Origin of the sequence: Pseudomonas sp. PDM05 (assembly GCF_014851685.1) — a bacterium.
Classification (GTDB): Bacteria; Pseudomonadota; Gammaproteobacteria; order Pseudomonadales; family Pseudomonadaceae; genus Aquipseudomonas.
The window spans coordinates 104243-129173 of record NZ_JACVAC010000012.1; the positions used below are offsets into that span (position 1 = coordinate 104243).

The window sequence follows — 24931 nt, forward strand, 5'->3', positions numbered from 1 at the left end:
GGCTTGCTCGCGAAGAGGGAGTGTCATCCAGTACATCTGATACTGACACACCGCATTCGCGAGCAAGCCCGCTCCCACATAAAGCCAGTCCGCGCATGATCAGGACACTTTGTTATGCCTACTGCCCTGTACCGTTTCATTATCACGGCGCTGCTGTTGCTGCCTCTGGCCGCACACGCCAGCGACGCCGAAGATTTCATCAACGCCAACCCGGCCCAGCAAGCCAAGCTCCTTCAGGACTGGGCTGCCCAGCCCGACCCGGCGCGCATCGAATTGGTCGACGCTCTTGAACAAGGCCAACTCAACCTCAACGGCGAAACCAAAACCGTACGCTTGAACAACCGCCTGCGCGGCTTGATCGACAACGTGCAAGCCAGCCAGCAACTGCTCGCCGCCGACCCCAAGGTGCGCCTGGCCGCGGCCCAGACCCTGCAAAAAAGCGCGCAACCTGCGCAGCTCAAATTCCTCGACCAGCGGGTCGCCGCCGAAACCGACGAAGACGTGCATACCGCGCTGAGCCTCGCGCTGGCCAACCTGCAACTGGTCGACGCCGACCCCGTGGTGCGCCTCGCCGCCGTGCGCCTGCTCGGCAGCACCGGCGACCCGCTGGCGCGCACGCGCCTTGAAGCGCTGCTCGCTCCTGGCGTGGAAACCGATGCCGCCGTGCACACCGCCGCCGAGACCAGCCTGGCCCAGGTCAAACGCAAGCTGATGTTTGGCGAGATCCTCGGCCAGGCCTTCAGCGGCATGTCCCTCGGCTCGATCCTGCTGCTCGCCGCCCTCGGCCTGGCGATCACCTTCGGCCTGCTCGGCGTGATCAACATGGCTCACGGCGAGATGCTGATGCTCGGCGCCTACTCGACCTACGTGGTGCAAATGCTGATGCAGCGCTACGTGCCGCAGGCCATCGAGTTCTACCCGCTGATTGCGCTGCCCGTGGCGTTTTTCGTCACCGCCGCCATCGGCATGGCGCTGGAGCGCACGGTGATTCGTCACCTGTACGGCCGCCCCCTGGAAACCCTGCTCGCCACCTGGGGCATCAGCCTGATGCTGATCCAGTTGGTGCGCCTGGTGTTCGGTGCGCAGAACGTCGAAGTCTCCAACCCCGTGTGGTTGTCCGGTGGCATCCAGGTGCTGCCCAACCTGGTGCTGCCATACAACCGCATCGTGATCATCGCCTTCGCCCTGTGCGTGGTGGTGCTGACCTGGCTGCTGCTGAACAAGACGCGCCTGGGCCTCAACGTGCGCGCCGTCACCCAGAACCGCAACATGGCGGCGTGCTGCGGCGTGCCGACCGGGCGCGTGGACATGCTCGCGTTCGGCCTCGGTTCCGGCATTGCCGGCCTGGGCGGCGTGGCGCTGAGCCAGATCGGCAACGTCGGCCCGGACCTGGGCCAGAGCTACATCATCGATTCGTTCCTGGTGGTGGTATTGGGCGGCGTCGGCCAGTTGGCCGGTAGCGTGATGGCCGCGTTTGGCCTGGGGATAGCCAACAAGATTCTCGAACCACAGATCGGTGCCGTGCTTGGCAAGATCCTGATCCTCGCGCTGATCATTCTGTTTATCCAGAAACGCCCGCAGGGACTCTTCGCACTGAAAGGACGGGTGATCGACTGATGAACCAACCATTGATGCTCACGGCCACGCAAAAGGCCGGCCCCAAGGTGACGATTGCAGTGGGCGCGGTGATCCTCGCGCTGCTGCTGGCACTGCCGTTGCTCTCACTGTTGGCGCCGGACAACCCGCTGCATGTGTCGGCCTACACCCTGACGCTGGTGGGCAAGATTCTCTGCTACGCCATCGTCGCCCTCGCCCTGGATTTGGTGTGGGGTTACGCCGGCATGCTGTCCCTCGGCCACGGCCTGTTCTTTGCCCTGGGCGGCTACGCAATGGGCATGTACCTGATGCGCCAGGCGTCCGGCGATGAGTTGCCGGCGTTCATGACGTTTTTGTCGTGGACCGAACTGCCGTGGTATTGGGCTGGCACCGACCACTTCCTCTGGGCCCTGTGCCTGGTGGTGCTGGCCCCCGGCTTGCTGGCGCTGGTGTTCGGTTTCTTCGCCTTCCGCTCGCGGATCAAGGGCGTGTACTTCTCGATCATGACCCAGGCGCTGACCTTTGCCGGGATGCTGTTGTTCTTTCGCAACGAGACCGGGTTTGGCGGCAACAACGGCTTCACCAACTTTCGCAGCATCCTTGGTTTCGGCATTACCGAGCCGGGCACGCGGGCGGTGTTGTTCGTGGCCACGGTGCTGTTGCTCGTGACGAGCCTGTACATCGGCTGGCGCCTGGCCCAGAGCAAGTTCGGCCGGGTGCTGACCGCGCTGCGTGACGCCGAGAACCGCCTGATGTTCTGCGGCTACGACCCGCGGGGCTTCAAGTTGTTCGTGTGGGTGTTGAGCGCGGTGCTGTGTGGCCTGGCCGGGGCGCTGTATGTGCCGCAGGTGGGCATCATCAACCCCAGTGAAATGTCGCCGACCAACTCCATCGAAGCGGCCGTGTGGGTCGCCCTCGGCGGGCGCGGCACGCTGATCGGCCCGCTGCTCGGCGCCGGGGTGGTGAACGGCATGAAGAGCTGGTTCACCGTGGCATTCCCGGAGTACTGGCTGTTCTTCCTCGGGGCGCTATTCATCATCGTCACCCTGTACCTGCCCAAGGGCGTTATCGGTCTGCTGAAGAAATGAGGAACGTCATGCTGGAACCTATTTTCGACGCAGGCAGTGGCCGCGAGGCCATCGGCCTTGGCCAGGCGGCAGGCCCGGGCCTGAATACGCGCCACGGCACCATCCTGACCCTGGAAGACATCAGCGTCAGCTTTGATGGTTTCAAGGCGCTCAACAACCTGAACCTGTACATCGGCGTTGGCGAATTGCGTTGCATCATCGGCCCCAACGGCGCGGGCAAGACCACCCTGATGGATGTGATCACCGGCAAGACCCGGCCCAGCCACGGCACCGCCTGGTTCGGCGAAAACCTCGACCTCACGGGCATGAGCGAAGTGCAGATCGCCCAGGCCGGTATCGGCCGCAAGTTCCAGAAACCCACGGTGTTCGAAGCCTTGAGCGTGTTCGAAAACCTGGAGCTGGCTCAGAAGACCGACAAATCCGTATGGGCCAGCCTGCGTGCGCGCCTGAGTGGTGCGCAGAAAGACCGCATCGATGAAGTGCTCGACACCATCCGCCTGAGCGCCTCGGCACAGCGCCCGGCGGGGCTGTTGTCCCACGGGCAAAAGCAGTTCCTGGAAATCGGCATGCTGCTGGTGCAGGACCCGCAACTGTTGCTGCTCGACGAACCTGTGGCGGGCATGACCGACGCCGAAACCGAGTTCACCGCCGAACTGTTCAAGCGCCTGGCGGGCAAGCATTCGCTGATGGTGGTGGAGCACGACATGGGGTTTGTCGGCTCGATTGCCGACCATGTGACCGTGTTGCACCAGGGCAGCGTGCTGGCCGAGGGGTCGTTGGAACAGGTACAGGAAAACGAGCGCGTCATTGAGGTGTACCTCGGTCGCTAACCCAGACAAGCACTTGCTTTATGTGGGAGCGGGCTTGCTCGCGAATGCGGTGTATCAGTCACTACACCTTTCACTGACACACCGCATTCGCGAGCAAGCCCGCTCCCACAAGGGATTTGAGGAGAGTTGGAAGATGTTGCAAGTCGAAAAATTGCACCAGTACTACGGCGGTAGCCACATCCTGCGTGGGCTTTCATTTGATGTGAAAGTCGGTGAAGTCACCTGCCTGCTCGGGCGTAACGGCGTGGGCAAGACCACCTTGCTCAAATGCCTGATGGGCCTGCTGCCCGCCAAGGAAGGCGTGGTGAACTGGGAAGGCAAGGCCATCACCACGTTCAAGCCGCACCAGCGCGTGTATGCCGGGATCGCCTATGTGCCCCAGGGCCGGGAGATTTTCGGGCGGCTGACGGTGGAAGAAAACCTGCTGATGGGCCTGGCGCGCTTCCCCGGTGCCGAAGCCAAGGAAGTCCCGGCCTTCATCTACGAGCTGTTCCCGGTGCTGCTGCAAATGAAACACCGGCGTGGCGGCGACCTGTCCGGCGGCCAGCAGCAACAGTTGGCCATCGGCCGCGCGCTGGCCAGCCGTCCACGCCTGCTGATCCTCGATGAGCCCACCGAAGGCATCCAGCCCTCGGTGATCAAGGAGATCGGCGCGGTGATCAAGAAACTCGCCGAGCGTGGCGACATGGCGATCCTGCTGGTGGAGCAGTTCTACGACTTTGCCGCCGAACTGGCCGACCAGTACCTGGTGATGTCCCGTGGCGAAATCGTGCAGCAGGGCCGTGGCGAAAATATGGAAAGCGAAGGTGTACGCGGCCTGGTTACGATCTAATCTGTAGCGTCCTAACGATAAGCACAACGACATGAACCTGCCCTCTGCCCTGTTCACCCCCAGCTGGCACGCCGAGCTCAACCTCGGCTACGCCCGCTTCGGCGACACGACGCGCCCGGTGATGCGCCGCCACCTCGGCCCGCTGCGTGTGCAAAAACACCTGTACGCCGAAGGCCCCGAGGTGTGCCAGCACATCATCGTGCACCCGCCCGGCGGGATTGCCGGCGGTGACCGCCTGGACATCAGCGCCCACGTCGGCAGCGGCGCCTGGGCGCAATTGACCAGCCCCGGCGCGGCCAAGTGGTATCGCGCCAGCGGCCCGGCGTTTCAACAACTCGAGCTCACGGTTGAAACCGGCGCGACCCTGGAATGGCTGCCCCAGGAAACCATCGTATTCAGCGCGGCCCAGGCCGAACTCACCACGCGCATCGCGCTGCAGGGCGATGCACGCCTGTTCTACTGGGACGTGATCGCCCTCGGCCGCCCGGCCAGCGGCGAGCGTTTTGACCTGGGGCACTTCCAATCGCACCTGGACATCCGCCGCGACGGCCAGTTGCTTTGGCATGAGCGCCAGCGCATTGTCGGCGCCGACGCTTTGCTCGACTCGCCGATCGGGCTGGACGGACAACCGGTGTTTGCCACGTTGCTGCTCACGGGTGACATCGACCCTGAACTGCTCGAACAATGCCGCGCCTTGCCCCATGCGGTGCGCGGCGACCTGACGCAATTGCCCGGCTTGCTGGTGGCCCGCTGCCTGGCCGCTGAGGCGCTGGTGGCAAGGGCATGGCTGATTGATTTATGGAAATTGCTGCGCCCTGCCGTACTGGGTCGCGAAGCGGTCGCCCCACGAATCTGGAGCACATGAAGATCCAAAGATGGGAATCGGCTTGTGTGGGAGCGGGCTTGCTCGCGAATGCGGTGGATCAGCAACAGATGCATTGACTGACACACTGCATTCGCGAGCAAGCCCGCTCCCACACAAGCTCTCTCAACATGTGATCTCTGGTGTATTTGAGAATGTATTGATTAAGGACCTTGAACCATGGACCTGACCCCACGGGAAAAAGACAAACTGCTGATCTTCACCGCCGGCCTGGTCGCCGAGCGTCGCCTCGCGCGTGGCGTGAAGCTCAACTACCCGGAGACCATCGCCTACATCTCCGCCGCGCTGCTGGAAGGCGCCCGCGATGGCCGCACGGTGGCCGACCTGATGCACTTGGGCACCACCCTGCTCAGCCGCGAACAAGTGATGGAAGGCATCCCGGAAATGATCCCGGACATCCAGGTGGAAGCCACCTTTCCCGACGGCACCAAGCTCGTCACCGTCCACCAGCCCATCGCGTGAGGCACGGCCATGATTCGTGATGCACTTGAAAGCGACCTGCCGGCGATCCGCGACATCTACAACGATGCGGTGCTGAATACGACGGCGATCTGGAACGAGCAACCCGTGGACCTGGCTAACCGCCAAGCCTGGTTCAACGCCCGCCAGGCGCAGCGCTATCCGATCCTGGTGTCGGTGGAAAACGGTGAAGTCACCGGCTACGCCTCGTTCGGTGACTGGCGGCCCTTCGAAGGCTTCCGCTACAGCGTCGAACACTCGGTGTACGTGCGCAACGACCAGCGCGGCAAGGGCCTTGGCCCGCTGTTGATGCAAGCCCTGATCGCGCGCGCGCGCAGCGCTGGCAAACACGTGATGGTCGCCGCCATCGAAAGCGGCAACCAGGCCTCGATCCGCCTGCACGAGCGCCTGGGCTTCGTCACCACCGGGCAGATGCCGCAGGTGGGCATCAAGTTCGGCCGCTGGCTGGACCTGACCTTCATGCAACTGGCGTTGAACCCGGGTGCCGAGCCGCCCAAGGAGTGAGATCGATGAGCGCTACACAACTGCGTCGAGTCAATGCTGAAAGTTTTGCCCACTACCGCCTGGGCTTGATCGAGCTGTTGCTGGACGCGGTCAGGCACGGCGCGTCGGTCGGGTTCATGGCCGACTTCGACGAGGCTCAGGCCCGCACCTATTTGAGCGGCGTGCAGGCGAGCATCGAAGACGCCAGCCTGTTGCTGTGGGTGGTGGTACGCGATGAACACGTGATCGCCAGCGTGCAATTGGCGCTGTGCCAGAAGGCCAACGGCTTGAACCGCGCCGAGGTGCAAAAACTGCTGGTGCACAGCAGCGCACGGCGCCACGGCCTCGGCCAACAGTTGATGAACACCCTGGAACTCGCCGCACGCCAGTACAAGCGCGGCCTGCTGTACCTGGACACCGAGGCCGGCTCACCGGCCGAAGCGTTCTACCAGTCGTTGCGCTACACCAAGATCGGTGAGTTGCCCGACTACTGCCAAAGCCCGGACGGGCGCTACAGCCCGACCGCCATCTACTTCAAGACCCTGGGGCAACCCTCATGATTCCTGGTGAATATCAGATCCAGCCTGGCGACATCGAACTCAACGTCGGCCGCCGTACGATCAGCCTGAGCGTGGCCAACAGTGGCGACCGGCCGATCCAGGTGGGTTCGCATTACCATTTTTTCGAGACCAATGACGCGCTGACGTTTGACCGCGCGGCGAGCCGTGGCATGCGCTTGAACATTCCGGCGGGGACGGCGGTGCGGTTTGAGCCGGGGCAGAGTCGCGAGGTGGAGTTGGTGGACTTGAGTGGGGGTCGGCGGGTGTTTGGGTTTGCCGGGCGGATCATGGGTGATCTTTAGGGCCTCTTCGCGAGCAAGCCCGCTCCCACATTTTGACCGCGTTCGCTTGAACAACACCGACTCCATGTGGGAGCGGGCTTGCTCGCGAAAGCAGTCTCACATTCAACACAAATATTTCAGGGCAACCACATGAAAATCAGCCGCCAAGCCTACGCCGACATGTACGGCCCCACCGTCGGTGACAAGGTCCGCCTGGCCGACACCGAACTGTTCGTCGAAGTCGAACAGGACTTCACCGTCTACGGCGAAGAAGTCAAATTCGGCGGTGGCAAAGTCATCCGCGACGGCCAGGGCCAGAGCCAATTGCTCGCCAGTGAAGTGGTCGACACCCTGATCACCAACGCGCTGATCATCGACCACTGGGGCATCGTCAAGGCTGACGTCGGCCTCAAGAACGGGCGCATCCATGCGATCGGCAAGGCCGGCAACCCGGACATCCAGCCCGGCGTGACCATGGCCATCGGCGCCAGCACCGAGGTGATCGCGGGCGAAGGCATGATCCTCACCGCCGGCGGCATCGACAGCCATGTGCATTTCATCTGCCCGCAGCAGATCGAAGAAGCGCTGACCAGCGGCGTCACCACCATGATCGGCGGCGGCACGGGACCGGCCACCGGCACCAATGCGACCACCTGCACCTCGGGCCCATGGCACCTGGCGCGCATGCTCCAGGCCAGTGATTCGTTCCCGATGAACATCGGCTTCACCGGCAAGGGCAACGCCAGCCTGCCGGACCCGTTGATCGAACAGGTCAAGGCCGGCGCCATCGGTTTGAAGCTGCATGAAGACTGGGGCACCACCCCCGCAAGCATCGACAACTGCCTGAGCGTGGCCGACGACTACGACGTGCAGGTGGCGATCCACAGCGACACCCTCAACGAGTCGGGCTTCGTCGAAACCACCCTCGCCGCGCTCAAGGGCCGCACCATCCACACCTATCACACCGAAGGTGCCGGCGGCGGTCACGCGCCAGACATCATCAAGGCCTGCGGCTTCGCCAACGTGCTGCCCAGCTCGACCAACCCGACACGCCCGTTCACCCGCAACACCATCGACGAACACCTCGACATGCTGATGGTCTGCCACCACCTCGACCCAAGCATTGCCGAAGACGTGGCCTTCGCCGAAAGCCGCATCCGCCGCGAAACCATCGCCGCCGAAGACATCCTGCACGACCTCGGCGCGTTCTCCATGATCAGTTCCGACAGCCAGGCCATGGGCCGCGTCGGCGAGGTGATCACACGCACCTGGCAGACTGCCGACAAGATGAAAAAGCAGCGCGGCCCGCTGCCCGGCGACGGCCCCGGCAATGACAACTTCCGCGCCAAGCGCTACATCGCCAAGTACACCATCAACCCGGCGATCACCCATGGCGTAAGCCACATTGTCGGCTCCATCGAAGTGGGCAAGTGGGCCGACCTGGTGCTGTGGCGCCCGGCGTTTTTCGGCATCAAGCCGACCCTGATCCTCAAGGGCGGTGCGATCGCCTCAAGCCTGATGGGCGACGCCAACGCCTCGATCCCCACGCCGCAGCCGGTGCACTACCGCCCGATGTTCGCCAGCTTCGGCGCCTCGCTGCACGCCACCAGCCTGACCTTTATCAGCCAGGCCGCCCATGACGCCGGACTGCCCGCGGCCCTGGGGCTGAAGAAGCAGATTGCCGTGGTAAAGGGCTGCCGCGACGTGCAGAAAACCGACCTGATCCACAACGATTACCTGCCGGACATCGACGTGGACCCACAGACCTACCAGGTCAAGGCCGACGGCGTGTTGCTATGGTGCGAACCGGCCGAGGTACTGCCAATGGCGCAGCGCTATTTCCTGTTCTGAGACGATCGCCCCATGACCCGGTCTGTCACGCTGCGCAGCACGTTCTTGTGCTCCTCGCCCAGGCTGGCCATGTCGGCGAAATACTCGTCGTCGCTCATCACCTGCTCCGGGGTGGCCTGCGACGACGATTTGCCCAATATCTGCGCCGATGTGTCGATAGTCGCGCGCAGGTCGGCCTTTTCCAGCGCAGTCAAACCACCGTCACCCGCCAGCTCTTGTTGAGCGGAGTAGAGGTTGATCAGGGCTTCATTCTTTGCACTCACGGCATCGAACTCCCTGGGGAAATTCACCTGCACATAGTCAGCCCAGAACGGTTGCTCAATGATGCCTTCACGCAGCAGGTTGCCCCGCTCCAGCGCAATAACGCGGGTGTAGGCGGCATCCAGCATTTTCGAGGTTACATCGGGTTCCTCGAACCTCATGCTTTTGGACTGCCAGGGCAGGTCCAGGCGGTCCGCCAGCCCGGTCGCGTACGCCAAATGAACCTCCACCTCATCAATGCTGCGCACAGCGTTTCCTTGGTCGTCATACTGCTGCACCAAGTCTCCCATCGCGTCGTACTGGGGAAACCTGCGCCCCTGGGCCAGCAATTCGCCCACCCGGGCGTGGGCGATACGGCCCAATTCATCCAGCCGCGCCTTGCCCTTGGCCAGTTCGAGCATCTCAAGGGCGATCAGGCCGGCATCCGGCAAGTCCTGCGCTTCGCGCAGCATGACTTCGATCCCCATCGCATTGAACAACTGCGCGCCCGCATCCACACAGGTGGTGGGCGCGGTGGCCATCTCAAAGAGCCGCTCGCGCAGCGCCGTGTCGCTGGCCATCGCTTCGAGCATGCGCCAGACCTTGGCGGTCAAATCGATCTTGTAATCGGGGTGAAACATGTCCGATGACACACTCAGTTTGCGGATCTCGTCAAAAAACGCTTCGCTGCCAATGGCCTCTTCAAGGTCATTCCAGATGGGTTGTTTGCTCAACCATTGCTGTTGCGTCATGCCGCTCATCCAATGCGCGCTATCTTGCACGCCGCGTGGCGGAAAGCGCCGGGCGGGGTCCAGGCCTACTGATTCAACATAGAGACTGAGGGTGCTGCGCACCTGGGGTGTGAGCCAGTCACGCGTCACGACGGTTCTGGCGAGAATTCGTGCCCGATCGGAACCTGGGGCGACATCGGGAATGCTGCTCAGGTGATTGCCACTCAGATCAAGCAGAAACTGCCGGGGTCGATGGAAGGCAAACAGGCCCACCGGCCAATCGCGCAAACCACTGCCCGACAAGTACAACCACGTCAGGCGGGGCATGCGACTGATGTCGATGTTCCTGGACAGTGGATTTCCCTGCAGGGCCAGCCCTTCAATCCGGTGCATGGCACGGATGTGCAGTGCCGTCTCGCTCGTCAATACAATCGCGTTATCCGACAGTTCCAGGCCTTCAATGCGCGGCATGTTCGCGCACACATCCGGCAAGCGCGTCAGGGCATTGTTTTCCAGGTTGAGCGTGCGCAGTGCCCGAAAGCTCGACAGGAAGGCGATGCTCTGGTCAGTCAGGCCGCAGCCTGGCAGGTAGACGCTGGAGACATGATCGAAGTTGCCCGGCAAGGCAGGCAGCGTCGCCAGCTGCGCGCCAAGTGCCGGGTCTTCCAGACGGATGCGCTGGCCGCGGTAGTTGCCGCTGATGTCGGTGTCCCATTCCGCACTTTTGCGCCAAACGTCGCGCAAGGTGTCGTAGATCCTGCGGCGCACACGCAAGGTGGCGCGGTCCCTCGGCCCCTCCACCAACCAGCGGCTCAAGGTGCTTTCCAGTTGCTTGTACTCGGTTTCCAGGGCCTTGAGCCAACGGTCGTCCTCAAGGTTGCGACCTTGCAGGTACTCGCTCAACTGCGCCGGGTTCATGCTCGGGTACAACGAGCGCACACGCTCCTCGATAAGGCGCCGCCACGTCACGGTGCCACGCCCACTCAGCGGGTAGCCCAAGCGGTTGTCGGATAAACGCCAAGGCCACCTGAAGAAGGGCTTACGCTCCGGCTGCATGCCCAGCACGCGACGCAGGTTCTGGCGAGGCAACGCCTTTTCGAGGATCAGCCCTTTCAACTGCTCGCCCTGCCCCACATGGGGCAGGCCAATGGCATTACGGTGCGCGTCCGGCAGCGCGTGCTGCAAGGCACCAAACAGTCCGTTGACGCCGTGCAGCGCCTGCCCGCGCCCATCAAATGCCTGGTAACGCCCCGGTGCCTTGTGCACCAGCACTTTGCGCTCGGCCGCATCTTGCGCACCATAGCTGGCGCGCAAGGCACCCTCGAATTCGCCCTCACGCACTTCCAGGCGCAGAGGCTCTGTCCAGCCGGGAAGGTTCTCCAGACTGTTGAGCACCAACGCTTCGGTGTCGGGATTGGCCAACCCTTCGAGATACAAACCTTCGTAGGCGTGGACCAGTCGCACTCGCTGTTGCAGCACCCGCGCGCGCTCGGCAAGGTGCAGCGGCACCCGCGCAGCGCTGGTGAGGGCTTCGCGCTGCGCGGGCGCAACCTCGGCCAACAACTCGCGCACCATCAGGGTGGGCAGGCTCTTGAAGTTGCGTTGTATAAGCGCCACCGCCGTATCGGTCAGGGGTTGTTGTTCGGTGTACAGGCTACGCATCAGGCGCTCACGCGCCAAAATCGCACGTTCTTGCAAGGCTTTTTGCACCGCGCCGATACGTGCACCCGCCTCACGAGATGTGTAGCGCCCCACCAGCCGATCCATTTGCGCCTCATCCAGAAAGCCATGGATGCGCTCCGGCAGTTTCCCGGCCATCAGCTCGGCGCGCCGGATCTGCAGGGTGTCCCGGACGGAGGCGTCCAGGCTTCCATATTTGGCCGACGGTCCACTCAGCGTCTCGTCGGCAAACACCTCGATTGCCTTGCCGTCGGGCCAGCCCGGCAACTCCACCGCCAACACCGCGGCGTAACCACACAGCGTTTCGGGCAACGCCCCGTCACCAATGCCCTGCGCCACTTTGACCGCACCGTCGTAGGCCCGGAACTGCCGAATCGTATCGAGCAGGATGGCCGGCACCGGCTCCCCCTCCACATGCACCCGGCGCAATTTTGCCTCGCTGATGTCGCTGACCTGGCGGATCTGTTCCAGCGTGGCATCACTGAACCCCTCGACCACCGGCCCGAGGCGGCGCATCAGTGTGGCGCCTTGCCAAGTCAACGGCTGCTCCAACTCATGGTTCCAGGCACCGCTGCCATTCGCTACCAGTCGCGGTCGATAGGCGTCCGGACGAGTCGGGTGCTCAAGGTGATAACGCTGCGTAACCGGGTCCTGGCCCACGGCGTAACGCCGATCGTCCAGGGTCAGATAGCGCTTGCTGCCCACCCGGACAAGCCCTTGCTCATCCAACACCGACACCACAGGTAGCGGGCCGACGTGCTCATAGGCAGACAGGTCGGGCTTCCATAGGCGCGTCTTGCCACTGGGCAACTGCACCGACTTGAGGTTCTCGATAAAAGGCGATGCGGCCACGTGAAAAACCGCCGCGCCCACCGCCACCTGCGCCAGGCTCTCCAGCACATCGCTGATATGCGCCCACCCGGCTTCGCGGTCACCGGCACTGAGCTCGACCACTCCTTCGAGCACCTCATAAAGCATCTGCCCGACCATGACCACCGACATCACCGCCCCCAAGGGAGGCACCGCCATTGCCACCAGGTTGACCGCAAACAGGCCGATATTCAGGTAGTGCGCCAGGCGCAGGCTGCGGCTGGCGGCATCAGCATCGGCGGTGGGGATCGCCTGGGCCAGGCCATCATCGAGCATCCGTTTGCGCAGGCTCTCAAAGCGCTGTGGCCACAAGTCGACTTCGTCCCATGGGCCATTGATGGCATCGGCGTTGATGTTGAACCGAGGGTCCTTGAGCGGGTCTCGCCGGTACGGTTGCGGCTCGCCGAGAATCGACTCGATCGGCGACAGCCGTGGTGCGACCAGGCTCAGCGCCACCCGGCCCCATTCCGAACGCAGCCATTGCATGGCGAAGGGCTGTGGCGGTGCGTCCAGCACCAGTTCGGTCAGGCGTCGGAAGTAATAGGGCCGATCCTTGTAGGCCACGAACCGGCTGAAGAAATGCGCATAGTCAGTGCCTGAGGTGTCACGGGGGCTGCCAGCCATCAACCGCCGGGTCATGGCCCGTTCGAACTCATCGAAGGAGGCATAGCGCTTGATGGGGTGGTCAGGGTCATCGGGGATGTAGGCGATAAACCAATCCGAATAGTGGTATTTGACGCAGGGATCGATGATCAGGCAATCGTTCAGGTGCAGGTTCATCAGGCACGGCGTGCGGTACCAGATCTGTTTGTCACCCACCCTGATCGGTGATTGGCCGGCCGCCACTTTCAGCAACAGCCCATGGTCGCTGTCGCCGATATCGCCCTTGAGTAGCGCCAGGTAGGCGGCTGCCAGGAAGGCATCTTTCTGGTAACGCAGGTAGCGCTCGCGAAGCACGCCCTCGGCCACGACCTGGTCGGGATACAACGTGCTCTTGAGGTGGGCCTGGTAGCGCGCGCCCAGGTCCAGGTCGCGACACAGTTTTACGAAGACCTCGATCTTGAGCGTCGTGGCGTGGCGCTCGAAATGCCCGAGCGTGTCGGGCTCATTGATAAACCCGGAGGCGGCGTTGAAAAAGCCACTCTCGGCCTCCTGCGCCGAGAAATTATTCAGCGCCCCTTGCAACAGGGAAAACGTCTTGACCTTGAAGCCCTCCGTGCTGACCCCAAACCCATCCTCGGCCGGGCTGTAGAGGCGCAACCAGGTGCGATTGACGTCCAGTGGGTAACCGGCCTCTTGCAGCGCTTTTTCCAGCAGGGGCTGGCAAAAAGCGTGCACCGTTTGCAGCTTGCCAAGGGTTTTCTCCAGTGCATTGAGCGACTCACAGCGCGCTTGCATCAGTGCCTTGAGCCGGTCCTTCTGAGCATCGGTAGCGGCTGCATACCACGCGGGTATCTGCACGGGCGTTTGTTTGAGGGCGCTGCGGCGTTGCGGCGAAGACTGGACCAGGCATGGCGCGATGGCCTGACGGATAAACGCGTAGTGCTGCCCCTGTTCCCCTGGCATGAGCAGGGATGAGGAGCTAGGGGCTTGGGAATCGGGCATGGGATGACCCACCTTCAGGAGTGAAAGAAGGTCATCCTAGGTCGCGTGTTCGGGCCGGCGGCGCTAACTATCTACCCGTCGGTTGCGCCTGCGAGGTGCTGCTCAGGGGCCTGGACGGGCGGGAGCGGCAAGCGCGCGCTCCTCCAGGCGCGAGAGTTCCAACAGCTTCTGGTTGCGCGCCAGGGCCCCATCGACTTCGAGGCTTTGCAGGGCCTGGATATAGGCTTCGCTGGAGTAGCCTGGATATTGCTCCTCGATTTTCTCCTGTTCAGCCTCCGACTGACGTTGCAGTTCACGCAAGGGCTGCGGGTATTTTTCCTCCAGGTAACGCACCCAATACTCCCGTGAGATCAGTTCTTCATAGAACTGCTCCGTGGTCTCGGCCTGTTCCACTTCGCGCAGCGCATTTGCCCGAACCTCCCCTTCGACCGGCCTGGCAAACGCCATGTAGCGCGGCTGCCCCGGCAAAGGCAAGCCGTCGCGCCAGCCGTTGGTCAAACCGATCCGGTAACTCAGGCGCACCTCGGCCGCATCGGCCCCGCGCGTCAACGACGCATCGGCCAGGCGCTCTACCTGGCCGAGGCGGAACAACTGTCGCGACAGGTTCAACAACGCACGCCCACGTTGTGCCAGGCCCGGCGGGATCTCGCGCAGGGCCTGGTACTCGAAGGCCTTGACCTCCAGGTTGCTGAACGCCAGCGTACGCCCGTCAATACAGGTGTCGTGGGTGGCGGACAGGCTGAACAGTGTCTGGCGCAATTCGGTATCGCCCTCGGCGGCTTCCAGCAAGCGCCATACACGGCGGGTCAAGTCGGCACGGAACTGGGTGAACTCCCGCGTATCCTGCATGCGCAATAGCAGGTGGAAAAACTCCGCGTTATCCGGTTCGTCTGCCAGGCGCTGCCAGCGTGCACGGTGGCCCGGCACCTCGGCAGCGGGCACGGACTCCAGCCAGGGCGCCAGTTGCTCGGGGATCGCCGCGGTTTCGTCCTCGGAGATCACTTCGTCGGGTTGGTCCAGTTCCGGTTCATCGTCGCTGTCCCCTTCGAGTTCCTCAGGGGTCATGCCCAGCACATGATCAAGCCCGCGCCTATCGCCGTAGTCCCGCAAACGCTGGAGGCTGGCAGCCGACAGGTAGCGGTTATCACTGATGTCGGTACCGGCCATCAACGCGTCATGCGCGCCTTCCAGGGCTTGTGCAGGAATATCGTTGATTTCGTTGCCGCTCAAGTTGAGGCGACGCAGACGCGGCGCTTGCAGCGCCCCCGCCGGCCAGCGCTCCAGAAGGTTCTGGCTCAGGTTCAGCTCTTCCAGGTGGTCAAACTGTTCAACGCTGAAGGCGTGCAGGTTGTTGTAGCCCAGGTCCAGCACGCGAAGGTGTTGCAGTTGGCGCAGGGTCGGGTAGAGAGGGGCAGGATCGCTAAGTTCGATACTCGCCAGGCTGAGTCGATCCAACTGCGTCATCTCGGCGACCGCCTCGGGCAACGTCGCCAGGTGTTGGCCGTCGAGGGTGAGGTAACGCACATTGCTGAACGCCCGCAGAAAAGCGTTGGAGCCCTGCGCCGAAAGCCGCACACCTGTGAGGTCCAGGCGCGCCACATGGGAGAAATCGCCCGCCAGCGCTGGCAAGTCCCCGACTTGCAAACCTTTAAGGTCGAGGCTGTACGGCGCAAGGCCGAGCCCATCCAGTGCACCCAGGCGCCAGCAGTCAATGATTCTCGCCGCCGCCAGGGCGCGACTTTCGGATGATATCTGCCAGCCCAGACCGCTGGAGCGATGGCTGAACAGCCAGCCGTTAAGCGTTTGGGTCATGGTGTCGAGGGCCTGGTTTGCCTGGATGAGCCGAGCGTCAATGGCTGCGTCCGACTGCAGCGCAAGACGCAGTTGAGCCAAGCCAGCACGCACCTGCCCGATGGAAAACTGCGGCTGGATACGCTGCAGGCTTTGCTCACGCCACGCTGCCCCTTCGCCCAGGGCCGGCGGCGCCATCGGCAACAGGTCGCGCGAGACGCTAAGGGCCGTTTCAAGGGGTGGAAAGTAAGGCGTCTCTTCGGCTTCGCCGGCAAATCGGGCCAGTGTGCCTTCTGGCAACCCCCGCACGCGTTCGACGCGTGACATCGCCTGGGTCAATTCGCGCAGAGTCGGTGCATCCAATGCCAAGCCATGCACATTCAGCACGAGCAGCATCCGATCCTGCGCCAGCACCTCGGCGGGCAACGCGGTGATCGCGCTGTCGCGCAGGTCCAGATAGCCCAACTGCGCCAGTTGCTCGGCCCCCTTGGGCCAACTGCGCACGCCGCTGCCGCTGAGGTCCAGTGCCTTGAGACGGTGCATGCCGCTGACGTCCAGGGCGACCAGCGGGTTCTTGCCGAGGTCGAGGTTTTCCAGCATCGGCAGGTCGGCGGCCTCAAAGGGCAGTTCCGTCAGTGCGCTGTCATTCAGATCAAGGCTGCGTACCTGGCCAAAGCTACGGACAAATTCGCGCACCTGCGCCAGCGGGGCACGCAAACCGCGCAGGTTCACCGAGCGAATATGCGTGAAGCCGTCCTCAGGCAGGATGGGCAGATCAGCGACAGACAGGTCAGTCAACTCAAGGGCGGTGGAACCCCGTGCGCCGAAGCGTGGCAGCAACCCTTCCCACCAGCGGGTACGCAACTCTTCTACCACACGTTCATGGGACGGATTCCTGCGCCTCCAGTCCTCCAGGCTGGCATTGAGCGCAGCCTGTTCCTGGCGCAGCGCCTCAACCGCCTGGAACCGGGCGCGGGCCCCGGTAAAATGATTGAAAAACGCAGAGCGAAAGGCTGATTGCCGATCGAACTCCAACGCCAAGCTCACGAACGGACGGGTTTGCGCACTGATCCGATCCAGCTCGGCGTGGCAGTACTCCCTGATCATTTCCTCCTCGTCGACCAGATGCTCGGGCTGAGCCCTGAGAAACTCATAGGCGGCACGCAAGCTGTCGCGTTCCACCAACGACCAGTTGAGGGAAAGCCCGCGCCATACGCGCTCATGGCCCGGTTTCAGCAGTTCATCCGGCAAGCGGCGGATGACCATGTCCTTGAGGTCCAGGCGTCCCAGATGAGGCAGCCCGAGCACGCCTTTGGGCAAGGTTCCGAGGAACCCTTTGGAGATCTTCAACCGCTGCAACTGGGTCATTGCACTCACGTCGAACTCGCGCGCAGACCCCAAAACACGGTACAGGGACAGCGACTTCAATTGCGTCAGCCGCTCCAGTTTTGCCACTTCACTGTCAGCAAGGGGGGCCGCCGCATCGCCGGTTGAAATGCTCAGGTCGGTCAGTTTGGACAGCGTGCCGAGAGCGTCGGGGACTCGTTTGAACGGGGCACTGACGGCCTTGAGTTCAAGACGCTGCACGCCAGGAAAAGTGCGCAGCAACGACTCGAGGTTGGCATCTGTCACATTGGGGCCGGCGATGGTCAGATCACGCACATGGGAAAAATCTGCCGTCAGCGCCGGCAGCACATCGTTGCAACGCAGTTCCAGGGTGGCAAAGCCTGGCAATTCAGCCAAGGGGGCGTTTTGCCAACTATGCTTGATGTCTTCGGCCACGTACGACCGGCCCCAAATGCTGCGACTGAAGAGGGTGTCCGGTTCAGCGGCGACCCACTGATCCAGCGTGGCCTCCAGGGCCTGCCACTCACGCTGGCGTTCATTGAGCAGGTGCACGATCTCACGATCGGTCTTGTTGGCGATCATCTGCTTCAAAATAAAGCCGTCGGCCTGGTCGTTGGTCAACTGCGGATACACGGCCCGGACCCGCGCCGTCAGATCGGGAGCCTCGCCCACCCCGCGCCCGCTCGCCGGGTAACCCAGCAGGTTTGCGGCGATTCGCTGCGGCGGCCTGAACCAGGGTTGCTCACGCATGCGCCCGGAAACAATCCGCGCCGACTCCTGGGCGTGATTCACCGCGAACTCGCTGATCGTGCGCTGCAACGCGGCATGCTGGTTCACTTCGGGTACGCCAAGGGCGCCGCGCGCGCTGTCCGGCAGGGCATGCATGACTGACGCAAAGAAATTGTCGCCCTGGGCCGTGACGCTGTTGAGGGCTTCGCCCCGCTCGTCGAACGCCTGATAGCCTGGCCCGCGCTTGACCAGGTATTTGCGGCTGGCGGCACCTTCATCGCCGATGGCATCGAGTAGAGCGCCGGCCACGTTGCCCTCGCGCACCTCCAGGCGCAGCCCCTGCGGCCAGCCAGGCAACTTGGCCAGGGTGTGCAGGGCCAGGTGGCGGCTATCGGCCGAGGCCATATGTTCAGAGTGCAAACCGCTGAGCGCCCGGGTCAGTTGACCTTGCTGCGCGTACCAGCGCCCTTGCTCCAACAGGCGAAGCGGCACTTTGTTACTCGCCTGCATCCGCGTGATCTCTGCCCCATCAGCCTGGGCCAGCACGGTTTTCGCCGCCGTGTCGCTGAGGCCGGGGCATTCGCGTTGCAACCGGGCGACCCAGGGCGAGCGCGGCTCAGTGCCGTTGTACAGGCTGTCAAAGATCGCCGAGGTGCGGGTGCGGGCGAAGTCGACCAGTTGCTTGCTGAACTCCCTGGGCCTGGCGCTGACCACCCGCGCCGCTTCGCCGCCGAGCAGATGGGTGACTTCCGACTCGTCCAACTGCGCCAGGATGCGCTGGGGCAATTCACCGCCGAGCACTTCGGCGCGGCTCACGCGGATCGGTGCCTTGCGCAGGCGTACGGGCACCCGGTGCTCGGAGCCATACTTGACGGATGGCCCGCTCAACTGCGGGCCCTCGAACACCTCCAACATCCGGCCCAGCGGCCAGCGGGGCATTTGCGTCACCAGCGGCAGGCTGTAGAAATAACGGCCATTGATCGGCCGTGCGCCGCCCAGTTGTTCCAGCACCTGGGCCACATCACGGTCTGCTTCCAGTAGCCGCAAGGCATCACTCAGTGCCGGCGGCGGCAAGGCGTTGTCCAGGTGCATCTTGCGCAATGCGTTGTCATCGATACCGCTGAGGTCGGCGGCCTTGAGCAGGGTTTCATCGCTGGCCCCCTCAGTGATCGGGCCCATGCGCCGCAAGAGGGTGAGACGGTCCCAGCTCAAAGGGCGCTCCAGGGTATGGCGCCAGGCACCGGCGCCGTTGTGGCTGAGCAACGGTTGGTAGGCGCTGGCGTCGCTGGGATGGCGAATGCGCCAGCGTCGCTGGGCGGGGTCCCAGGCCTGTTCATAGGCCTTGCCATCGATGCGGATGAAGGTTTTGCCATCGACCCGATATTGCCCCTGCGCATTGGCATGGTCAGGCAGGCTGACGGTTTGTTCATAGCCACTGAGGTCCGGCTTCCACAACCGGGTCTGGCCGTCGGGCAGGGTTACCGGTTCGAGGTTTTCGATCACCGGCGTGGCCTTGGCGGCCACCAGCTTGGCCAGGCCCTTACCCGCACCGGCGGTCACGGCGAGCAACGCAAGGTTTTGTGCGACATCCAGCAGGTGGGCCTTGGCGGCCTGGCGGTCGCCCTCGCTCCACTCCAGCACGCCTTCAAAACTTTCGTACAGCAACTGCCCCGCCATCACCGTGAGCATCAGTTCGCCCAGCCCGGGCACGAACATCGATACCCCCGTGAACAGCAACATGCCGATGTTGAGCAGGCTCGCGAACTTCTGCGAGCGGGCCCGGGCGTCCACATCTGCCGTCGGGACCGCATGGGCGCGGGCATCAGCGATGGCCTTGGCGCGATGCTGATCGTACAGGTAGGTCCACAGGTCAATATTGTCGGCCCACAGGCCATGGCCTGCGCGAGGCAAATCCACGGGCGCCAGGAACGGATCAGGGTTGGCTTCGCGGGCACCCGGCGCTTGTGGCGGTAGATCGCGAATGCCGGTGAACACGGCAAACGGATTGAAGCCCTTGGCGATCTCGTTGAACACCGGTGCATAGCTCGCCGCCTTGTGGGCAAACGAAGGGTCGGGGGTGGCCTGGGTCAGTTGGCTGAAATAATCGGGGAGGTCGGCATAGCCCACGAAGCGGCTGAAAAACCTTTGGTACAGCGTTGGGCTGCCGTCGTTCGGCGCCTTGGCATCGCGTTCGGTAAAGCGCTGCTTGAACGCATGCTTCATGGCGTCGCCACTGTAGCGCTTGAGTGGGGCCTGCGGGTCGTTGGGAATGTAGAGCAGCCACTCGTCGGTGTACTTGTACTTGTCGCTGATCACAAACAGCACGCAGCCGGTCATGCGGTGCTTCATAAGGCCCAGGTCACGGAACCAGACGGGTTTGCCATTTACGTTCGGCAACCGCTCGCCGCCTGTCACCGACAGGATCATGCGGTAGTCGCGAGGTTCGATGTCTTGCTTGAGTAACGCGATTTCGGCGGCCACGCGCAAGGCCGCTTTTTGCGCGGCGATGAATTTGTCGCGCAGCACGTAATCGGCCACGCCATCCTTGGGGTACAGGTAGTCCTTGAGGTAGGCCTGGTACTGCGAGCCGATGTCGAGGCGGCGACACAAGCGGGTGAATTGCGTCACGGTCAACGGGGTGGTGACGGCCTTGAATGTGCCGTCGGCGGCGTCCTGTTCGATGAACCCCGAGCTTTCATGGAAGGTATCGGCCTCACACTCTGACGCTTCGAAGTTATGCAGCGCCGCCTGCAGCAGCGGCAGCTTGAGCACGTCGTAGCTGGCGACATCGATGCCGAGAATGCCCAGTTCTACCGCTTTGCGCAGTTGCAAAAATGTCGAGTCAACGTCCAGTTCGACGCTGAACTGATCCTTCAAGGCCTTGACCAGCAATGGCCTGGCAAACGCGTCGACGCTCTGCAGGCCCGCCATGGCCTGGTCCAGCCGGGTCTGTGCGGTGAAGCTGGCGAGGGTTTGCGTGTGCAAGGCCTGGCGCTGCGCCAACGTGGCCTGCCGGTACCACGGCGGTGGTTCGGCGGGGGCGTCCTTGAAAGCGGCAAGGCGTTCGGGTGTGGCGTTGATCAGCCAGTCGGGAATGGACTGTTCGATGAAGTCGCCGTGCAGGCTGCGGGAGATCGGCGGGTGTGGCTGCGCCGTGGAAGGGGTGGTTTCGGGCATGGTGTCGCTCCTCTGATTGGGAGCGTCAGCACACCATGCCCGGATGAGCGAGCCGCGCTAGATAGTTAGCGCGGTGGCCGATACCTCAGAAGTTTTCCCGAGGGTTGAACGCGGCCTTTTTCGCCAACTCCTGCCACAGGGCGACGGTTTCGTCGTCTGCCGCCTTAGGCATCACGGCCTTGAGCTGGATATACAGATAGCCGCGTTGCCCACTCTTGTTCAACAGGCCATGGCCCTTGGCGCGCATGCGCTGGCCGTTCTGGCTGCCGGCAGGCACCTTGAGGTTGATCTTGCCGGTCAGGGTCGGCACCGCCACTTCTGCACCCAGCGCCAGTTCCCACGGCGCCAGCGGCAGGGTAATCACCAGGTTTTCGCCTTCGACCTCGAACTTGGGGTGTGGCGCAAACTTGACGATCAGGTACAGATCACCGTTGGCCCCCCCGCCAATACCCGGTGCACCCTGGCCCTTGAGCCGGATGCGCTCACCGTCGGCGACGCCGGCGGGGATCTTCACGTTCAGGCTCTTGGTGGTGTTGCTCACATGTCGGCCCGAGGCGTCGTATTGCGGCACCTGGAAGCTGATTTGCTTGGACTCGGTAGAAAGCGTCTCTTCCAGGAACACCGACAGCTGCATCTCCACGTCCTGGCCCTTGCGCCCGGCAGGACGGCGCTGACCGCCGCCGAAACCGTCGCCGCGCGAACCGAAGATCGAGCTGAAGAAGTCCGAGAAGTCCTCGCCGCCGCCACCGCCGCCAAAGCCGCCACGGCTCTGCCAGCCCGGTGGCCCCTGGAACGGTTGGCCATGCTGGCCGTATTTGCGCAGCTCGTCGTATTCGGCGCGCTTGTCGGCGCTCTTGAGCGCCTCATAGGCTTCGGACGCGTCCTTGAACTTGGCTTCGGCGTCTTTTTCCTTGCTTACGTCGGGGTGATATTTACGCGCGAGCTTGCGGTAGGCCGCCTTGATTTCCTTGTCGTCGGCCGTCGGCTCTACGCCCAATATCTTGTAGTAGTCTTTGAAATCCATCGGCGGTTCACCTTCCTTAATCGAGATCGCACAGCCGGGGCACAACGTGCGCTGGTTTGCACCTGTTGAGTCTTGTGGCCAGGGGGTGCGTCAAAGTGTTATCGGCATTCGCCGTATGCAGCAGATGTGGGGGCGAATCCTGAACTTTCAAGGCGTATTTACAGATAGCCGGCCTACGCATCCGCCGCCGACTGGCATACACTGCGCGGCCGTTTTTCGACCGGAACCCGATAGACATGAACAACCCATCCCCGGCCCGTGCCTGCGGCATCGACTTTGGCACGTCCAACTCCACCGTCGGCTGGATTCGCCCCGGCGAGGAGACGCTCATCGCGCTGGAGGACGACAAGATCACCCTGCCGTCGGTGGTGTTCTTCAACTTCGAGGAGCGTCGCCCGGTGTACGGTCGCCTGGCACTGCACGAATACCTGGAAAACTACGAAGGCCGCCTGATGCGCTCGCTCAAGAGCCTGTTGGGTTCCAAGCTGATCAAGCACGACACCAGCGTGCTCGGCACGGCGATGCCGTTCACCGACCTGCTGGCGCTGTTTATCGGCCAGCTCAAGAGCCGCGCCGAAGCCAACGCCGGCCGTGAGTTCGAAGAAGTGGTGCTGGGCCGCCCGGTGTTTTTCGTCGATGACGACCCGATGGCCGACCAGGAAGCCGAAAACACCCTGGTCGACGTGGCGCGCAAGATCGGCTTCAAGGACATCTCGTTCCAGTACGAGCCGATTGCGGCCGCGTTCGACTACGAGTCGACCATCGCCAAAGAAGAGTTGGTACTGATCGTCGACATCGGCGGCGGTACGTCCGACTTCTCCCTGGTACGCCTGTCGCCGGACCGTCGCCACAACGACAACCGCCAGAGCGACATCCTCGCCACCGGCGGTGTGCACATCGGCGGGACCGACTTCGACAAGCAGCTCTCGCTCAACGGCATGATGCCGCTGTTCGGCTACGGCAGCCGCATGAAGAGCGGCGCCTACATGCCCACCAGCCACCACATGAACCTGGCGACCTGGCACACCATCAACTCGGTGTACTCGCAAAAGTCCCAGTTGGCCCTGGGCAGCATGCGCTACGACATCGAAGACACCGGCGGCATCGACCGCCTGTTCAAACTGATCGAAGAACGTGCCGGGCACTGGCTGGCCATGGAAGTGGAAGAAACCAAGATCCAGCTGACCCACGAAGACAGCCGCCACGTTGCGCTGGACCGCATCGAAGCGGGCCTGAGCGTGGACCTGAGCCGGGCGCTGTTCGAGTCGTCCATCGACACCTTGCTGGAGCGTGTGCGCGGCAGCGTGACGCAGTTGCTCAACGACGCCTCGGTGAGCGTGGAGCAGGTGGATACGGTGTTCTTTACCGGCGGTTCCAGCGGGATTCCGGCACTGCGCCACAGCATCTCGGCGATGTTGCCGAAGGCGCGGCATGTGGAAGGCAATATCTTTGGCAGTATCGGCAGTGGTCTGGCGATTGAGGCGAGCAAGCGGTACGGCTACTGAGTTTTAGCTGAAAGACTGCGGCGCGCCCTTCGCGAGCAAGCCCGCTCCCACATTTACGGTGTTTACACATTTAGACTTGTGAACACAGTACATGTGGGAGCGGGCTTGCCCGCGAAGAGGCCAGCCCAGGCAACACAAGCCTTAAACCATCCCTCCAAGCTTCAACTCACTCTTGAGATACGCATAATAAATCGGCCCCGCCACCACCCCCGGCAGGCCGAACGCCGCCTCGAACACCAGCATCGCCAACAACAGCTCCCACGACTTGGCGCTGATCTGCCCGCCGACGATCCGCGCGTTGAGGAAGTACTCGACCTTGTGGATCACAATCAAATACCCCAGCGCCGCCACCGCCACCCAGATCGACAGGGACAGCGCGACGATGGTGATCAGCGTGTTGGACATCAGGTTGCCGATCACCGGCAGCAGGCCGAGCAGGAAGGTCAGCACGATCAGGGTCTTGGTCAGCGGCAGGTGAATCCCGCACAACGGCAGCACCACGGCGAGGAAGACCGCCGTGAAGGCGGTGTTGAGCGCAGCGATCTTGATCTGGGCGAAGACGATGTTGCGAAAGGCCTGGACCAACAGGTGCAGGCGGTCGAACAGCGCGGCGGCCAGGGGTTTGCGTTTGGTCAGGTCGGGCACGCGCTGTAGGGCGATGATCGCGCCGAGCACCATGCCGATCAGCAGAGTGACGAACATGTGGGCGGCATCCTTACCCACAAGCTGCAGTTCGCTCAGGTGCTTGCTCATCCAGTCGCCGATGGCCACGCGGAACTCGGCGGCACTGGCGGGCAGGTAGGCGTCGATAAACGGCGGCAACTGCCCGCGCGCGCGGTCGACCACGCCCATGAATTTGTCGAGGGAGGCCCCGGGGTTTTCCGCTTCGTGAAGCAGGAAGCTGATGGCCCCGGCAAAAATCAGGGTCAACACGCTGACGATCAAAGTGCCGAGCAAGGCCACCGCCAACCAGCGCGCACGCCGGCCTTCGATCAGCCGTTGCAGTTGGGGGGTGAGCATGTTGACCAGTTCATACACCAACAGGCCGGCCAACAGGCTGGGCAGCAGCTTGAGTGGCAGCACCAGCAGCAAACCGCCGAAAATGATGATGTAGCTGGCCAGCAACAACACAGGACGCTGAGAAAACGTTGGCATACAGCCTCAAAACAAACGGCGTGAAAGGATGGGCAGTCTGCCAGCCTTGAGGGAATCAAGCGAGAGTTCTGAAAATTGTGAACACCGTCAATGTGGGAGCGGGCTTGCTCGCGAAAGCGGTGTATCAGTCGCCAGATTTGTTGACTGACCCACCGCTTTCGCGAGCAAGCCCGCTCCCACAGGGTATGTGCGC

Annotated in this window: 15 protein-coding genes; 11 read left to right on the forward strand and 4 right to left on the reverse strand. The window is 63.0% G+C overall.

The features are described from left to right. The first annotated feature begins 114 nt into the window (after positions 1 to 114). The 10 genes from urtB (at position 115) to ureC (ending at position 8884) form a co-directional block, all read left to right on the forward strand. Positions 115 to 1617 carry an urea ABC transporter permease subunit UrtB gene (gene urtB, locus IB241_RS21495; protein ID WP_192300215.1) on the forward strand — a complete coding sequence of 501 codons (1503 nt, stop codon included), beginning with the start codon at positions 115 to 117 and terminating at the stop codon, positions 1615 to 1617. Continuing rightward, positions 1617 to 2684, forward strand: coding sequence for an urea ABC transporter permease subunit UrtC (gene urtC, locus IB241_RS21500; protein ID WP_192300216.1), 1068 nt, complete (start codon positions 1617 to 1619; stop codon positions 2682 to 2684). The genes urtB and urtC overlap by 1 nt, the downstream gene beginning before the upstream one ends. Then, on the forward strand, positions 2681 to 3514 hold the full coding sequence (urtD, locus tag IB241_RS21505) for an urea ABC transporter ATP-binding protein UrtD (protein WP_192300217.1): 834 nt from the start codon (positions 2681 to 2683) through the stop codon (positions 3512 to 3514). Before urtC ends, urtD begins: the two co-directional genes overlap by 4 nt. Positions 3515 to 3647: 133 nt before the next feature. Next, on the forward strand, positions 3648 to 4346 hold the full coding sequence (gene urtE, locus IB241_RS21510) for an urea ABC transporter ATP-binding subunit UrtE (RefSeq protein WP_192300218.1): 699 nt from the start codon (positions 3648 to 3650) through the stop codon (positions 4344 to 4346). Positions 4347 to 4377: 31 nt separating this feature from the next. Then, the gene (locus IB241_RS21515; protein WP_192300219.1) at positions 4378 to 5211 is read left to right on the forward strand and encodes an urease accessory protein UreD; all 834 of its coding nucleotides are present in this window, start codon (positions 4378 to 4380) and stop codon (positions 5209 to 5211) included. 177 nt (positions 5212 to 5388) lie between these two features. Continuing rightward, positions 5389 to 5691 (forward strand): urease subunit gamma, encoded by a 303-nt coding sequence (locus IB241_RS21520; RefSeq protein ID WP_192300220.1) that lies wholly within the window; start codon positions 5389 to 5391, stop codon positions 5689 to 5691. A 9-nt stretch (positions 5692 to 5700) separates the two neighbouring features. Further along, on the forward strand, positions 5701 to 6213 hold the full coding sequence (locus IB241_RS21525; protein ID WP_192300221.1) for a GNAT family N-acetyltransferase: 513 nt from the start codon (positions 5701 to 5703) through the stop codon (positions 6211 to 6213). A gap of 5 nt (positions 6214 to 6218) precedes the next feature. Beyond that, entirely contained in the window at positions 6219 to 6752 is a 534-nt protein-coding gene (locus IB241_RS21530; protein WP_192300222.1) for a GNAT family N-acetyltransferase, read from the forward strand. Beyond that, positions 6749 to 7054, forward strand: coding sequence for an urease subunit beta (locus tag IB241_RS21535; RefSeq protein ID WP_185705172.1), 306 nt, complete (start codon positions 6749 to 6751; stop codon positions 7052 to 7054). The genes IB241_RS21530 and IB241_RS21535 overlap by 4 nt, the downstream gene beginning before the upstream one ends. A gap of 129 nt (positions 7055 to 7183) precedes the next feature. Beyond that, complete coding sequence (ureC, locus tag IB241_RS21540; RefSeq protein ID WP_192300223.1) at positions 7184 to 8884, forward strand: urease subunit alpha; 1701 nt, start codon at positions 7184 to 7186, stop codon at positions 8882 to 8884. Here the strand turns inward: ureC and IB241_RS21545 are convergent. The 3 genes from IB241_RS21545 to IB241_RS21555 all read right to left on the reverse strand — a co-directional run bounded on the left by IB241_RS21545 (position 8869) and on the right by IB241_RS21555 (position 22078). Beyond that, positions 8869 to 14010 (reverse strand): NEL-type E3 ubiquitin ligase domain-containing protein, encoded by a 5142-nt coding sequence (locus tag IB241_RS21545; RefSeq protein ID WP_225595647.1) that lies wholly within the window; start codon positions 14008 to 14010, stop codon positions 8869 to 8871. The genes ureC and IB241_RS21545 overlap by 16 nt on opposite strands. A 102-nt stretch (positions 14011 to 14112) precedes the next feature. Continuing rightward, a complete protein-coding gene (locus tag IB241_RS21550) occupies positions 14113 to 21054 on the reverse strand; it encodes a dermonecrotic toxin domain-containing protein (RefSeq protein ID WP_192300224.1) in 6942 nt (2313 codons plus the stop codon). Positions 21055 to 21139: 85 nt separating this feature from the next. After that, complete coding sequence (locus tag IB241_RS21555) at positions 21140 to 22078, reverse strand: DnaJ C-terminal domain-containing protein (RefSeq protein ID WP_192300225.1); 939 nt, start codon at positions 22076 to 22078, stop codon at positions 21140 to 21142. A 236-nt stretch (positions 22079 to 22314) separates the two neighbouring features. On the opposite strand from IB241_RS21555, the gene IB241_RS21560 reads away from it, so the two are divergent. Beyond that, a complete protein-coding gene (locus IB241_RS21560) occupies positions 22315 to 23583 on the forward strand; it encodes an Hsp70 family protein (RefSeq protein WP_192300226.1) in 1269 nt (422 codons plus the stop codon). A gap of 141 nt (positions 23584 to 23724) precedes the next feature. Here the strand turns inward: IB241_RS21560 and IB241_RS21565 are convergent, their stop codons facing one another. Beyond that, a complete protein-coding gene (locus IB241_RS21565) occupies positions 23725 to 24738 on the reverse strand; it encodes an AI-2E family transporter (protein WP_192300227.1) in 1014 nt (337 codons plus the stop codon). Between the last annotated feature and the right edge of the window lie 193 nt (positions 24739 to 24931).